The organism is Aquabacter sp. DMC10 (assembly GCF_056314145.1).
This window is the reverse complement of record NZ_JBQUYX010000006.1, coordinates 73953-87988: the sequence shown is the minus strand read 5'-3', so window position 1 is coordinate 87988 and position 14036 is coordinate 73953. Positions and strand designations below refer to the sequence as shown.

Here is a 14036-nt window from a genome sequence, read left to right as displayed (position 1 = left end):
CAAGAGGTCACGTTCGCCATGGTCGTGCGCCGCCCCATCGCGGCTTTCCAACGGGTAACCTGGAGGCCATCGCGCCGGGCGCTTCTCATCGCCACGGCGACGGCGCTGAGCGGGTGTGGCGCTGCCCCTCCGCCGCGCCAGACCACCCTGGGCATGCGCATCCTGGTGGACGGGGATTCCAACCGCGGTCCCAATGGCCAGCCGCTTCCCATCCTGGTGCGCCTTTATGCGCTGCGGTCGGACATGGATTTCCAGCAGGCCGACTTCCTCACCCTGTTCAATGGGGATGCTCAGGCCCTTGGCCAAAGTCTCGTCAGCCGCAAGGAATTCGTCATTCCCCCCGGTGGCACCGAAGTCTATGTGGACAATTTGCCGCCGGACGCGGTGTTTCTCGGTGTGATGGCGGCCTTCCGCAACATCGACCAGGCCCAGTGGCGGTCGATCGCACCGCTGCAGCCCGGGGTCGTCAACGACCTCCAGGTGAATGTGGTGGACCTTCAGGTGGTGGCCCAAGTGGTGCGGGTGGGGCCAAAGCCCTTCGCCCTGCCCATTTGAACGGATGGTGGTTCCCCGCGTCCCCTTCAGCGGGGCTGCGGGGACAGGTCACGCTCGCTGTCGGCCTCGATGTAGGCCAACACATTGCGCAGGCCCTCCACATAGGTGGCCTGTGGCTCCAGGGCCGCCAGCACGCCGGCGCTGCCGAGGCGGACCAAGTCCTCCGTCAGGGGCAGTACGGTGGCGACGGGGGTGCGGAAGGCGCTCGTGATCTGGTCAGCCAATGCTCCGAAATCGGCCCCCGACAGCACCTTGTTCACCACCAGCAGCAATTGCGGCACTTCCAGCCGCCGCGCCAGCTCCAGCGTTACCGCCGTGCCCTGGTAGTCCTGGTGGTCCGGCCGCAGCACCAGCAGCAGACAGTCGGAAATGGCGATGGAGAGCAACGTCTCCTCATTGACCCCGGGATGGGTGTCGATGAGCAGGAAGTCGAGGGCGAGCCGCTCGCACAGGCCCTGAATGCCCTCATTGAGCAGATCGACAGGATAGCCTTCCTTCAGGATGCGGGCGATTTCTCCGGTGCGCATGGAACTGGGTACCAGGATCACCTGTCCCGCCGGCGGCGCCCCCTTGGGCATGGCCTGGGCGGTCACATCCAGGGTCGCTTCCTCCACCGCGCAGCGGCCCCACAGGAAGTCGTTGAGCGTGTGGACCAGCATGCGCGGCTCGATGCCGAACAGCACGTGAATGCCGGGCGAATGGATGTCGGTGTCGATGATGCCGACCCGATGCCCGTTCTGAGCCAGGAGGGCGGCAAGATTGGCGGTGATGTTCGACTTGCCGGTGCCACCGCGATAGGAATGCGTGGAGATGATGCGCGTCATGTCTCAGCGTCCGGTTCGCCTTTGTGGCGGGCCCGCATCACGCGGGCGCGGCTCTGCAATTCCCGGAAATAATCGGTATCGGCGATTTCTCCAACTTCCCTGCGGAATTGCTTGCGGTCGATGTCGATGCGCAGCTTCTGCACATGGGCAGAGAGCTGGGCGTTTTCCTGGGTGAGACGGCTATTGGCGGCCTCCAGCTCCTTCTGGAGTGTCCGCAAATCCTCGATGAGGCCGGACAGGCGCATCTCGCGCGCCTCCACCTGCACCAGCATGAAGCCGAACGCCTCCGCCAGTTGCTGGATGGTTGGGGAGGCATCCTCCGCCGTGGTGAGGGCGAACAGATCCTCGGTGTGCTTGTAATTGCCCTGGGCGATTTCCCGGCACACGCGCTCCAGGCGCTGGAGCGGATCATCCCCTGTCGGCAGATGGGTCGCCTCCTCGGCCTGTGCGCCAGCGCGCGTCATTGCGGCACCCCGTCGGCGAAGACGGTGACGGCGGTGGCGTCGTCCTGGGTTCCCGCGTCCAGCGCCTCGCTGACGATCCGATCCGCCAGATTGTCGCCCCGGCCCGCGATCAGGTCGCGCAGCAAGGTTGGGGACAGCACGTTGAAAACGCCATCCGAGCACAGGAGCAGGGTGTCGCCGGCCGCGAAGGGGACGGTCACGCGGTCGAGCTTCAGACGGGGGGCGGAGCCGACAGCGCGCGTCAGGACGGTGCGGCTGACGCCAGCCGGGCCGAAGGGGATCTTCTCCACATGGTCCATGGTCAGAAGATAAAGCGCGCCGTCATGGTGGAGATAGATGCGCGAATCGCCCGCCCACAGGCAGGCGACCCGGTCTTCCCCCACCAGGGACAAGGCAATGGTGGACCCCATGGTGAAGGGCGGGGCGGCCCGGCAGCCGGTTTCATAAAGGCTGCGATTGGTCCGCAAAACCGCGGCTTCCGCCCGACGCACCAATTGCTCGAAGCCCAGGCTCGGCAGGGTGGTGTCTTCCTCCAGGGCTTCCACAATGGACCGGCTGGCCCAGTCCCCATTGGGCAAGCCGCCAATGCCGTCCGCCACCGCGAACACGCCCGCGCGGGGGGAAGCCAGGAAGGCATCCTGGTTGCGGGTGCGCGCGGCGCCCCGGCAACTGGAGGAGGACACGGTCAAGTTCTCAAGACCCGGCATCAGGTTTCCGGCGGCTGGGCGCAGCTCCGATTCTGCGCGGGGAGAGGGCCATTCTGGGTGGTGAACGTGTCGGCATCAATTCAGAAGCGCGACAGATCGCGCTCCAGCCTGTGCGGCGGGAAGGCCCATCGATCCACAAACGGACGGCGGCCATGCGATTGGTGGGCCTCGACGCGGCGCTTCGGGGGTGGTTAGTGTTGGCGCTCCCAGCACAGCCGAACGCAAGCCGGATCTTTGCCCATGCGCACCTATCTCGACCTCCTGCAGCGCCTCCTTGACGAGGGCGTGGTCAAGGGCGACCGCACCGGCACCGGCACGCGCTCCCTGTTCGGCTATCAGATGCGGTTCGACCTTTCCGAGGGCTTTCCGCTGGTCACCACCAAGCGGCTGCATCTGAAGTCCATCGTGCATGAATTGCTGTGGTTCCTGGCCGGCGACACCAATGTGCGCTACCTGCAGGAGAATGGCGTTACCATCTGGGACGAATGGGCGGACGAGCGGGGGGAGCTCGGGCCGGTCTATGGCCATCAATGGCGCTCCTGGCCAACGCCCGAAGGCGGGGTGATCGACCAGATCGCCCAGTTGGTTACCGACATCCGCCGCAATCCCGATTCCCGCCGGCTCATCGTCACCGCCTGGAATCCGTCCGACGTGCCGCGCATGGCTTTGCCGCCGTGCCACTGCCTGTTCCAATTCTACGTGGCGGAGGGGCGGCTGTCCTGCCAGCTCTACCAGCGCTCCGCCGACGTCTTCCTGGGCGTGCCGTTCAACATCGCCTCCTATGCCTTGCTCACCCACATGGTGGCGCAGGTCACGGGCCTGAAGCCGGGGGATTTCGTCCACACGCTCGGCGACGCCCACCTTTACCTCAACCATGTGGAACAGGCCCAGCTTCAGCTCTCCCGCACCCCGCGCCCCCTGCCCAAGCTGGTGCTGAACGGGGATGTGACCGACCTCTTCGCCTTCCGCTACGAGGACATCCGGTTCGAGAATTACGACCCCCATCCCGCCATCAAGGCACCGGTGGCGGTCTGACGGGTTCACGCCATCGTGCGCGGGCGGGGCGTAATTCCGGCGCCGGGCACACCGTATGGTGGGCATATTCCACCGCGGATGGACCTGAATGACCTTCCTACCCCCGGCCCTGTTCCATGAGCGCAACGGGCGCCTCAGTTTCGAGAAGACCGCCGCCTTCATCGGCGTGTTCCTGCCGCTCGCGTGGCTGGGCTGGCGCGTGGCGGTGTGGGATTTCGGAGCCCGCCCGGTGTCCGAGGCGATCCACTTCACCGGCCTGTGGGCGATCCGCTTCCTGTTGCTGAGCCTTGCCGTCACGCCCGCGCGGCGGTTGTTTCAGTGGCCCAAGCTTGTGCTGGCCCGGCGCCCGCTCGGGCTGGCGGCCCTGGGCTATGCGGGTCTGCACCTCGTCCTTTATGCCGCCGACCAGGGCTGGGATCTCGGCCGGGTGGCGAGCGAGATCGTGCTGCGCTTCTACCTGACCATCGGCGCCGGGGCGTTGCTGATGCTCATGGTGCTGGGCGCCACCTCCTTCAATGCCGCCATCCGGGCCATGGGGGGCAAGCGCTGGAACGCGCTCCATGCCATCGTCTATCCCCTCGCCATCGTGGCCATGGCCCACTTTTTCATCCAGTCCCGGCTCGACGTCACCGAGCCAGTGATGATGACGGGCTTCCTTGTGCTTCTGCTGGGCTACCGGTTGGCCTTCTGGCGCCTGCGGGTGGTGGGGCCGCTGGGCTTTGCTGTGCTGGCACTGGGCGCCGGGCTCACCACCGCGCTGGTGGAAGTGGCCTGGTATGGCCTTGCGACTGGCATCGATCCCTGGCTGGTGGCGGCGGCCAATCTTGATCCGGCGGGCGGCCTTTCGCCGGCCTGGTGGGTGACGGCAACGGGCCTCCTGGTGGCGGCCGCCGCGCAGGCGCGCCACTGGATCGCTCCGCCCAAGCCCAACAAGGCCGGGGGCAAGACGGCAGGAAAGATGGCAGCAAAAAGCGAGGGCACCGGACGCGTCTCCCCGGCGCGCGGATAGGTCAGGTCTCTCCGGTATATTCGGCCAGGAACATCCCGGCATTGGCCTGTCGCTCGGCGCTGCGGAAATTCAAGGCGCGACGCACCGCCCGTTCCTCCCGCCGCTCCAGCATGGGCAAGGGCGGGGGGACGAGGCCTTGGTCCTGCGCCTCCTGGCCGGACTTGCGGTCGAAGGGATGGCGGCCCGTGAGCATCAGATGCACGATGCAGCCCAGCGCATAGACATCGTCGGACGCCGTGAGCGGGTCGTTGCGCAGGCGTTCTGGGCTGGCATACGCCGGGGTGAGGGCGCCGAGGGCGGCGGCGTCGAAATCAAGGGACTGGGCGGTAGAGGAGATGCCGAAGTCCAGGATCTTGAGACGCCCGTCCTTGCACAGAAAGAGGTTGGCGAGCTTGAGGTCTGCATGGATGACGCCCCGGTCGTGGGCGAAGGCAACACCGGCGCTCATCTGAAGGATGGCGTCGCGGGCGAGCGGGCTGCCGGGAAAGCGCGGCTGCTCGTGAATGACGGCGTCGAGGGCCGCCCCGTTCAGCAGCTCCATCACGATGAAGGCGTGGCGGCCATCGCGATCAAAATCGTGCACATGCAGGATGGAGGGATGGGTGAGCTGCTGGGTACGACGGGCCTCCGCCTCCATGGTGCGCAGCGCATCCGGATGGGAGGAGAAATCCTCGTTCAGGAGCTTGATGGCCACATAGGGGTCCGGTGCCCCCGCCTCCAGCCTCCGCCGATCCACGGCACGGAACACGACGCCCATGCCGCCGCGCCCCAATTCCGAATCGAGCACGAATCGATCGCGCAGCATGAGGCCGACCAGGGCCTCCGGTGCCTGCGCTGTGGGCAGGGCAAGGCTGCGTCGATGTCCCGCCACGGCAGCCTTGGCATCCTTGCGAAAACGCAGGCTGCGGAAGGTGGAGAGATTGGCGTCCAGTTCATCCGGCTTGTCCGACGGCGCGGCGCGACGGCCGGACCGCAGCGGCTTGAAGCGATCCACCAGGGCCGAGATGATGGCGGTGTCCACCGTCTGGTCCGCACTTCTGCGGCCCTTACCATCCGCCGCTGCCCCGCCGGTGCGTTCGCTCACCAGCCGCCCCACCTCGCGCAGCAAGGATTCGGCCATGTCGAAGGGGAGATAGCGATCGTCGGTATAGCGCTGGAGCCGCTGGCTGAGATGATCGAGGTCATCGGTGGCCTGGCACACGCTCGCCAGTTCACGGGCCAACTGGTCAAAGGTGCGCCGACCGGCGAGAAAGGCCGACAGGGCGGCGTCCATATATGCGTTCTGCGCCATCGACGAGCCGGACCACGGGAACCGGCGTGCACCTTAGAGCCGGCGGACCCGCAATTGAAGGGGGCGGACGGCAGGTTCCGTCCACCCCGACCGCTCAATTGGGCAGGAGGCCGCCAGAGGCGAAACCGCCGTCCACGCAGATGGTCTCGCCCGTGACGAAGGACGATTTGGTCTCGTCCAGCAGGAAGGCGATGGCGCCGGACACTTCCCGCGGCTGGGCATAGCGGCGCAGCGGTACGGTGCGCATCCAGGCCTCGCGGGCTTCCTTGGTGTGCACTTCCTTCACCAGGGGCGTCTCGATGGGGCCGGGGGCAACGCCGTTGACCCGGATTCCATAGGCGGCGAATTCCACCGCCAGGATCTTGGTGAGCGTCAGAACGCCGCCCTTGGACGAGCCATAGGCGGCACGGCCCATATTGCCCCGCATGCCGGACACCGAGGCGATGTTGACGATGGACCCGCCGCCATGGCCCTTCATGATCTTGGCCGCCTCGCGCGCCACCAGGAAGGTGCCCACCAGATTCACGTCCAGGATCTTGCGGAACATCTCCACAGAGGTTTCGAGCGCCGGCACGTCCTTGGCGATGCCGGCGGAATTCACCACGCCCCACAGGGGGCCGAACGTGGCGTCCGTGGTGGCGACGAGATCGGCCACGGCGGTCTCCTCGGAGATGTCCACCTCCTCAAAACGCACCTGGTCGCCATAGGCGGTGAAGGCCTCGCGCGCCCGGGCGATGGCGCCGGGGGCCAGATCCGCCGCCACCACGCGCCAGCCTTCCTTCAAAAGGTCCTCCACCACCGCAAGGCCAATACCCGAAGCACCGCCCGTGACGATCACGCTGCCAGTCTTGGACACTCTTTTCCTCCCTTGTATCGATTGGGTCGGGCGACGGCCTCAGGCCGTCGGCTCCTTCGCGCCTTCCAGGGGCAATGCGCCCCGCGCTTCCAGTTCCTCGCGGACCATCTTTTTGGTGATCTTGCCGTAGGCGGATTTCGGCAGCGCGTCCCAGAAGAACACGCGCTTGGGCAGCTTGTAGCGGGACACCTTGCCGTCGAGGAACGCGATGATGTCGGTCTCGCTGACCTCGGCGCCCACCCGAGGAACGCACACCGCAACACCCACCTCGCCCCACATGGGGTCGGGCACACCCAGGATGGCCACCTCGATCAGGTCGGGATGCTGGAGCGCCTTTTCCTCCACCTCGCGGGGATAGACGTTGGAGCCGCCCGATATGTACATGTCGGAGGCGCGCCCGGTGATGTAGACGAAGCCCTGTTCGTCCATGTGTCCGAGATCGCCGGTGCGGAACCAGCCATTGCGAAACGCTTTCGCATTGGCGTCCGGGTTGTTGTAATAGCCGGCGAACACCGCCAGGCCCGCCACACATATCTCGCCGGTCTCGAAGGGGGCGACCTCGCGGCCGGTGTCGTCCTGGATTTCCACCATCATGCCGGTGCGCTCGAAACCGCAGGTGCCGAGCTTCACATGGGGCCCGTCATCCGGCTCGTGCAGGGCAGGGGGCAGGACAGTGATGTTGCCGGTAACCTCGCCCAGCCCGAAATACTGCACGAGCACCTTGCCGAGCTTGGCAAGCGCCCGCTTCTGGTCCTCGCGGTACATGGGCGCGCCGGCATAGATGACGTAGCGCAGGCTGGAATGGTCGTAGCTGTCCACCGAGGGATGCTCGGCCAAGAGCTTGGTGATGGTGGGCACCGTGAAGAGGTTGGTGACCCGCCAGTGCTCCACCAGCCGCCAGGCTTCCGCCACGTCGAACTTCTCCGACGGAAGGAGGATGGTCTTCGCCGCCCGCGCCACCTGGACCAGCTGGTGCACGCCCGCCCCGTGGGAGAGGGGCGCCACCACCAGGGAGGCATCCTCATGGGTGGTGCCGGGCATCAGGTCGCACAGATGGTTGGTGATGACGAAGCCCATCTGGCCGTGGGTCAGTACAGCCGCCTTCGGACGTCCGGTGGTGCCGGAGGTAAAGAAAAACCAGCAGGGATCGTCGTGCTCCACGTCCGCGACCGGCACCCTTTCACCCATGTGGGCGGTGACCAGGGCGTTGTAATCCTCCCCGAACGCGCCGGTGCCGATGCCGATGACGAAGCCGATGGCGGGTGACTGGGCGCGGGCCACCTTCACATGCTCGGGAAAGTCGGCGTGGCAGATCATGGCGATGGCGCCCGACGCCTGCGCCAGGTAGGCCACCTCATCCGGGGTCTGGCGGAAATTGGTGGGCACCCACACCGCGCCGATGCGGAAGGCGGCGAACATGGATTCGAACATTTCCAGGCAGTTTTTCGACTGCACCAGGATGCGGTCGCCCTTGCCGATTCCGCGCTTCACGAGCGCCGCCGCCATGGCGTCCACCCGCGCGTTCATCTGTGCCCAGGTGGTTTCGGATGCGCCGTGGACGAAGCCGATCTCCTGCGGGAAGCGGCGCGCCGCCTGCCGCAAGAGGTGGGCGAGGTTCATGACCCGCTTGGTGCAGGGCACGAGCCCGCCCTTGGGAGCGGCTGCCGCGCTCACTTCTGGCGCTCCAGGATGGAGACGTAATTGGCCACCGCCGCGCCGCCCATGTTGAAGACGCCGGCAATGGCGGCGTCCTTCACCTGCATGTCGCCGGCCTCGCCCATGAGTTGCATGGCGCTCAGCACATGCATGGAGACGCCGGTGGCGCCGATGGGATGGCCCTTGGCCTTGAGGCCGCCGGAGACGTTCACCGGCAGGCGGCCGTCCTTCTGGGTGATGCCCTCGCGCACCACCTTGTAGCCCTCGCCGGGCTTGGCGAGGCCCATGGCCTCATATTCCAGCATCTCGGCGATGGTGAAGCAGTCGTGGGTTTCCACCAAAGAGAGGTCGTCAAGGCTCAGCCCCGACTGCTCCAGCGCCTGCGCCCAGGCCTGGCGGGCGCCGGCAAAGGCGATGGGGTCGCGGCGGGAGAGGGGGAGGATGTCGTTGCGATGGGCGCGGGCGCGGAAGCCGATGGCGCGCTTCATGTCGGCGGCCGTCTCCGCATCGGCGATGACGAGGGCGGCGGCGCCGTCGGAGACCAGCGAGCAGTCGGTGCGGCGCAGCGGGCCGGCCACAAGCGGGTTCTTGTCCGAGACCGTATTGCAGAAGTCGAAGCCGAGGTCCTTGCGGATCTGGGCGAAGGGGTTGGAGACGCCGTTGCGGTGGTTCTTGGCGGCGATCTGCGCCAGTTCCTCGGAGCGGTCGCCATAGCGCTGAAAATAGGTCTGGGCGATGCGGCCGAACACGCCGGCAAAGCCACCCTCAATGTCCGCCTCTTCCTTGCGATAGGAGGCGTTGAGCAGGATGTCGCCCACCTCCGCATTGGGCTTGGCGGTCATCTTCTCCGCGCCCACCACCAGTGCGATGCGGCCACGCCCGGATTCCACGAAATCCAGGGCCGAGAAGATGGCTGCCGAGCCGGTGGCGCAGGCGTTTTCCAGGCGCGTCGCGGGGGTATGGGCGAGGCGCTCGTCGGCGAGCGCCACCAGGGCGCCCTGGAAGTCCTGCTTCTGGAAGCCGCCGTTGAAGACGCCCACATAGATGCCGTCCACATCCTGCGGCTCGACGCCGGCATGCTCCAGCGCGGCGACCGACACGCGCGCCATCAGCGCCTCGGTGTCCGCATCCTCAAGCTTTCCGAACGGGGAATGGGCATAGCCCACGATTGCAGCGCGCGTCATGGTCTCACCTTCTGAAGGGGGCGGGGCGCGAAGCGCCCGGTGCGGGGGAGGGGCGTGGAACGGGACGGACCGCCTTGGGGCGCCGTCGTGGGATGGGAGAGGGCCTGCGTCAGCAGCGCCGATTCGCGGTTCAGCAGGGGAACGAGCTCGGGATGGCGGCTCTCCGGCAGACGGCTTTCCACGGCTGCAATAGACAGTGCGCCGACGGCGCGGCCCTCAGGGCCAAGCACGGGCACGCCAATGCCCCAGGATCCCGCCATGACGAGGCCCGGATTGAAGGCGTAGCCACGTGCACGCGTATCCACCACCAGCTGCCGCAGGCGATCGGGCGAATAGGCGGGGTAATTGTGCGCCAGCACCTCGCCATTGGCGGCGATGATGCGATCCACTTCCTCGTCGGGCAGGGCGGACAGGAGGGCGAGGCTTCCCGCCCCGACGCCGAGCGGGTGCCGGTCGCCCGCCTGCAGCACGTGGGTGCGCAGCGGGAAGGCCCCCTCCTCGCGATGGAGGCAGACGGCATACGTGTCGCGCGGCACGGAAAGAAACACGCTGTCCCCCGTATCGCGGGCAAGGCGCGCGAGACCATCCAGGGAGAGCGCGTGAATGCCGAAGCGGGCGGAAGCGAGGGTGCCTAGGATAAAGGCCTCGGGGCCGATATGATAACGCCGCGACACCTCGTCTTGGTCCAGGAGACCTGAACGAACGAGGGCCAAGAGAACACGCCGCGCCGTCGGCTTGGGGAGGCCGGATTGAAGCACCAGGTCGGACAGCCGCGCGCCGGCCGTGCCCGCACGGCCGACCATCAGCAGGAGCGCGATGGCGCGCTCGATGCTCTGCGTGCCGCCGATGGACGGATCGTCACCCGCGCGGGTCACTGCTCTCTCCCGAGGTCCATCAGATGGACCTAACTTATTGTTGTGTCCAGCCTGTGGGGCCAGTATTTGCAAGGACCATAGCCCCCTTGCCTTCAACCGGCAAGTGGGCCAGCATGAGTGTCACGAAGAATGGGTCCACATGATGGACCTGAAAACATGGGAACGCCGGTCCGTCCTGGACCTTGAGACTGGAGGAGCATGACATGTCGTTGAGCCGTCGCGCGTTGTTGAAGGCGGGTGCCGCGGGTGCGCTGGTGGGGGGCGTGTGCGCGCCGTTCGTGGCCCGCGCCCAGAGCGCCGAATTTTCCTACAAGTACGCCAACAACCTGCCCGTCACCCACCCCATGAACGTGCGGGCGAACGAGATGGCCGAGGCCATCAAGCAGCAGACCAATGGCCGCGTGGAGATCAAGATCTTCCCGTCCAGCCAGCTTGGCGGCGACACCGACATGCTGAGCCAGCTGCGCTCCGGGGGCGTGGAATTCTTCACCCTGTCGCCGCTGATCCTCTCCACCCTGGTGCCCAATGCCTCGGTGAGCGGCATCGGCTTTGCCTTCCCGGACTATGACACCGTGTGGAAGGCCATGGACGGCGACCTCGGCACCTATGTGCGCGGGCAGATCGCCAAGGCCGGCATCGTGGCCATGGACAAGATCTGGGACAACGGCTTCCGCCAGATCACCACGTCCACCAAGCCCATCGCCACCGCCGAGGACCTCAAGGGCCTGAAGATCCGCGTGCCGGTGTCCCCGCTCTGGACGTCCATGTTCAAGGCGTTCGAGTCCTCGCCCGCCTCCATCAATTTCGCCGAGGTCTATACGGCGCTCCAAACGAAGGTGGTGGACGCGCAGGAGAACCCGCTCGCCATCATCGCCACCGCCAAGCTCTACGAAGTGCAGAAATACTGCTCGCTGACCAACCACATGTGGGACGGCTTTTGGTTCCTGGCCAATCGCCGCTCCTGGGAGGCCCTGCCGGCGGACCTGCGCACCATCGTGGCCAAGAACATCAATGAGGCGGGCGTCAAGGAACGGGCGGACGTCGCCCAGCTGAACGCCAACCTGCGCAAGGAGCTCACCGACAAGGGCCTCGCCTTCAACGAGCCCAAGGTGGACAGCTTCCGCGACAAGCTCCGCTCCGCTGGCTTCTATGCCGAGTGGAAGGGCAAGTATGGCGACGAGGCCTGGACCATCCTCGAAAAATACGCCGGCAAACTCTGAGGGCGTTCTGAGACGGCCGGGCGTCGGCAGGCGCCCCGGCTACCGCCGGGAGTCTTGTCTCCCGGCGGATTCGTGCGCCTGCAAGATGACCCAAGGGCATTCCGTTAGGACGGGCAGACCACCATGGCATCCGCATTCGACGACACTTCCTTGCCTGTGCTGGCGGAGACCGACGAGCCGCGCGCGGGGTCGCGCTATCTGAAGCCGGTGGAATGGCTCGCCGCCGCCTTGCTGCTGACGGTGGTGGGCCTGCTGCTCGTGGGCGCGCTCTCGCGCTACCTGTTTTCGCTGCCCGTGGTTTGGATCGACGAGGCGGCGTCCATCTCTTTCCTGTGGCTGGCGATGTTGGGCTCCATCATCGCCCTGGACCGCAACGAGCACTTGCGGCTGACCTTGTTCCTCCATGCGCTGCCCCCGCGCTGGCAGCGCTTCGTGGATACCTTCGCCCTCCTGGTGGTGGCGGCCTTCCTCCTGGCCTTGGTCTATCCGGCCTATGACTACATGGTCGAGGAGTGGTATGTGACCACGCCCGCCCTCAACATTCCCAACAGCTTCCGCGTCTCCGCCCTGCCGGTGGGGATCTGCGCCATGGCTGCCATCGCGGTGGCGCGCGCGGTGCGGCGGGCGCATGTGGTGGATATCGCGGCTTCGCTGGCCATCATTGCCGGCCTGTTCGTGGTGCTGTGGTTTTCTGCACCGAGCCTGATCCGCGCCGGCAACATCACCATCGTCCTCTTCCTGGTGGTGTTCGTGGCGGGTGCCCTGGCGGCGGGCGTTCCCATCGCCTTCTGCTTCGGGGTGGGCACGCTGAGCTATCTCGCTTTCGCCACCCGGGTGCCCATCTTCGTCATGATCGGCCGCATGGACGAGGGCATGTCCGGCCTCATCCTGCTGTCAGTTCCGGTGTTTGTGCTGCTGGGCTGCGTGCTCGATGCCACGGGCATGGGCAAGGCCATCGTGGACTTCCTCGCCTCCCTGCTCGGCCATGTGCGGGCGGGCATGTCCTATGTGCTGCTGGGCTCGCTGTTCGTGGTCTCCGGCATATCGGGGTCCAAGGTGTCGGACATGGCCACCGTCGCCCCCGCCTTGTTCCCAGAAATGAAGCGGCGCGGGCATAGCCCGCGGGAGATGATCGCGCTTCTGGCCACCGGAGCGGCCATGGCGGACACGGTGCCGCCCTCCATCGTGCTGATCGTGCTGGGATCGGTGGCAGGGGTCTCCATCGCCGCGCTCTTCACCTCCGGCTTTGTGGTGGCCATGGTGCTGCTGGCGGTTCTGGCGGCGCTGGCCCGCATCAAGGCGCGCAAGGAGGACATGCATGGCGTGACGCGCGCGCCGGGCAAGCTGATCCTGCGCGCCGCCCTGGTGGCGACCCCGGCCCTCGTCCTGCCTTTCCTCATCCGCAGCGCGGTCTCGGGCGGGGTGGCCACGGCAACGGAGGTGTCCACCATTGCCGTGGTCTACGCGCTGTTCGTGGGCGTGGTGCTTTATGGCGGCATCTCGCTGCGCACCTTCTACGGCATGCTGGTGGAGACGGCCGCGCTCACCGGCGCCATCCTGATGATCCTCGGCACGGCCGTCTCCATGGCCTGGGCGATCACGCAGGCTGGCATCGCGCAGGAGCTGGCCACCTTCATGGCCTCTCTGCCCGGCGGGTGGATCACCTTCCTGGCCCTGTCGGTGGTGCTGTTTTTGGTGCTCGGCTGCGTGCTGGAAGGGCTGCCCGCCATCGTGCTGATGGCGCCGCTCATGTATCCCATCGCCCGCAAGCTCGGCATCAATGACGTGCACTATTCCATGGTCATCGTGACGGCCATGAACATTGGCCTCATGACGCCGCCCATCGGCATCGGCTTCTACCTGGCCTGCAAGATCGGCAATGTCTCGCCGGACGAGGCCATCGGCGCCATCTGGCCCTATCTGGTGGCCCTGTTCGTCGGCCTTCTGGTGATCGCCGCCGTGCCCTGGCTGTCCATCGGCTATCTGTGAGCGCCGGCCCGGAGCGGGAAAGTAAGAAAGCGTTAAGAGCGTTCCCCGCCGGCCCTTTCCAAGGGGGGGCGGGGAGGGCTATTGGCAGAAGCGTGGCACGCCGCCGGAGCGCAGGCCCTTTTGCCGCATCACGCACCGCATTCGCGGATCGAGCGAGATTTCCCTTAGGGGAAAGCGGCTTGGGGCAGGTTGGGCAAACCCGCGCCAGCACACGATTCATTACATACTGTTAACCATGGCCACAGGCTTGCCGCATTTTTGCCGGGTTCCATGTCACTCTTGTGTTCATTCGGACGGTGCCGTGCCATATTGGCAACGGTCCTTGAGTCGCCGGGTGCCTGCGGCATAGGCGACGAAACTGGACAGGACGG

General features: G+C 66.4%; 13 protein-coding genes. 5 read left to right on the top strand and 8 right to left on the bottom strand.

Translation table 11 applies throughout. From position 1 onward, the window contains the following. Positions 1-18: 18 nt before the first annotated feature. Entirely contained in the window at positions 19-555 is a 537-nt protein-coding gene (gene tssJ, locus ACT54L_RS16740) for a type VI secretion system lipoprotein TssJ (protein WP_476086778.1), read from the top strand. 26 nt (positions 556-581) lie between these two features. On the opposite strand, the gene ACT54L_RS16735 is transcribed toward tssJ, so the two are convergent. From ACT54L_RS16735 to ACT54L_RS16725, 3 genes are read right to left on the bottom strand one after another with little or no spacing between them, the layout of a single operon-like run. Then, on the bottom strand, positions 582-1379 hold the full coding sequence (locus ACT54L_RS16735) for a MinD/ParA family ATP-binding protein (RefSeq protein WP_476086777.1): 798 nt from the start codon (positions 1377-1379) through the stop codon (positions 582-584). Then, positions 1376-1843, bottom strand: a complete 468-nt coding sequence (locus tag ACT54L_RS16730; RefSeq protein ID WP_476086776.1) for a hypothetical protein — start codon at positions 1841-1843, stop codon at positions 1376-1378. The genes ACT54L_RS16735 and ACT54L_RS16730 overlap by 4 nt, the downstream gene beginning before the upstream one ends. Further along, positions 1840-2550, bottom strand: a complete 711-nt coding sequence (locus ACT54L_RS16725; RefSeq protein ID WP_476086775.1) for a PP2C family protein-serine/threonine phosphatase — start codon at positions 2548-2550, stop codon at positions 1840-1842. Before ACT54L_RS16725 ends, ACT54L_RS16730 begins: the two co-directional genes overlap by 4 nt. Positions 2551-2790: 240 nt before the next feature. On the opposite strand from ACT54L_RS16725, the gene ACT54L_RS16720 reads away from it, so the two are divergent. Then, a complete protein-coding gene (locus tag ACT54L_RS16720; protein WP_476086774.1) occupies positions 2791-3585 on the top strand; it encodes a thymidylate synthase in 795 nt (264 codons plus the stop codon). Positions 3586-3673: 88 nt separating this feature from the next. After that, the gene (locus ACT54L_RS16715) at positions 3674-4594 is read left to right on the top strand and encodes a protein-methionine-sulfoxide reductase heme-binding subunit MsrQ (RefSeq protein WP_476086773.1); all 921 of its coding nucleotides are present in this window, start codon (positions 3674-3676) and stop codon (positions 4592-4594) included. A gap of 1 nt (position 4595) precedes the next feature. Here ACT54L_RS16715 and ACT54L_RS16710 read toward each other — a convergent pair whose 3' ends face one another. The 5 genes from ACT54L_RS16710 to ACT54L_RS16690 form a co-directional block, all read right to left on the bottom strand. Further along, a complete protein-coding gene (locus ACT54L_RS16710; protein WP_476086772.1) occupies positions 4596-5867 on the bottom strand; it encodes a serine/threonine-protein kinase in 1272 nt (423 codons plus the stop codon). 112 nt (positions 5868-5979) lie between these two features. Next, entirely contained in the window at positions 5980-6741 is a 762-nt protein-coding gene (locus ACT54L_RS16705) for an SDR family NAD(P)-dependent oxidoreductase (protein WP_476086771.1), read from the bottom strand. Between the two features lie 39 nt (positions 6742-6780). Further along, on the bottom strand, positions 6781-8415 hold the full coding sequence (locus ACT54L_RS16700) for an acyl-CoA synthetase (protein ID WP_476086770.1): 1635 nt from the start codon (positions 8413-8415) through the stop codon (positions 6781-6783). Beyond that, positions 8412-9581 (bottom strand): acetyl-CoA acetyltransferase, encoded by a 1170-nt coding sequence (locus tag ACT54L_RS16695; RefSeq protein WP_476086769.1) that lies wholly within the window; start codon positions 9579-9581, stop codon positions 8412-8414. The genes ACT54L_RS16700 and ACT54L_RS16695 overlap by 4 nt, the downstream gene beginning before the upstream one ends. Beyond that, entirely contained in the window at positions 9578-10456 is an 879-nt protein-coding gene (locus ACT54L_RS16690) for an IclR family transcriptional regulator (RefSeq protein WP_476086768.1), read from the bottom strand. The genes ACT54L_RS16695 and ACT54L_RS16690 overlap by 4 nt, the downstream gene beginning before the upstream one ends. 203 nt (positions 10457-10659) lie before the next feature. Here ACT54L_RS16690 and ACT54L_RS16685 point away from each other — a divergent pair, with 203 nt between their 5' ends. Both ACT54L_RS16685 and ACT54L_RS16680 read left to right on the top strand, forming a co-directional pair. Beyond that, positions 10660-11676: a TRAP transporter substrate-binding protein gene (locus ACT54L_RS16685; RefSeq protein ID WP_476086767.1), complete on the top strand. Its 1017-nt coding sequence runs from the start codon at positions 10660-10662 to the stop codon at positions 11674-11676. A gap of 123 nt (positions 11677-11799) precedes the next feature. Next, entirely contained in the window at positions 11800-13665 is a 1866-nt protein-coding gene (locus ACT54L_RS16680; protein ID WP_476086766.1) for a TRAP transporter large permease, read from the top strand. The last annotated feature ends 371 nt before the right edge of the window (positions 13666-14036 follow it).

Excerpts from the sequence above, each read along its gene's own strand:
- ACT54L_RS16735 (WP_476086777.1), bottom strand. The coding sequence starts at position 1,379 with ATGACGCGCATCATCTCCACGCATTCCTATCGCGGTGGCACCGGCAAG.
- ACT54L_RS16680 (WP_476086766.1), top strand. The coding sequence starts at position 11,800 with ATGGCATCCGCATTCGACGACACTTCCTTGCCTGTGCTGGCGGAGACC.
- ACT54L_RS16720 (WP_476086774.1), top strand. The coding sequence starts at position 2,791 with ATGCGCACCTATCTCGACCTCCTGCAGCGCCTCCTTGACGAGGGCGTG.
- ACT54L_RS16695 (WP_476086769.1), bottom strand. The coding sequence starts at position 9,581 with ATGACGCGCGCTGCAATCGTGGGCTATGCCCATTCCCCGTTCGGAAAG.
- ACT54L_RS16715 (WP_476086773.1), top strand. The coding sequence starts at position 3,674 with ATGACCTTCCTACCCCCGGCCCTGTTCCATGAGCGCAACGGGCGCCTC.
- ACT54L_RS16730 (WP_476086776.1), bottom strand. The coding sequence starts at position 1,843 with ATGACGCGCGCTGGCGCACAGGCCGAGGAGGCGACCCATCTGCCGACA.
- ACT54L_RS16685 (WP_476086767.1), top strand. The coding sequence starts at position 10,660 with ATGTCGTTGAGCCGTCGCGCGTTGTTGAAGGCGGGTGCCGCGGGTGCG.
- ACT54L_RS16710 (WP_476086772.1), bottom strand. The coding sequence starts at position 5,867 with ATGGACGCCGCCCTGTCGGCCTTTCTCGCCGGTCGGCGCACCTTTGAC.
- tssJ (WP_476086778.1), top strand. The coding sequence starts at position 19 with ATGGTCGTGCGCCGCCCCATCGCGGCTTTCCAACGGGTAACCTGGAGG.
- ACT54L_RS16725 (WP_476086775.1), bottom strand. The coding sequence starts at position 2,550 with ATGCCGGGTCTTGAGAACTTGACCGTGTCCTCCTCCAGTTGCCGGGGC.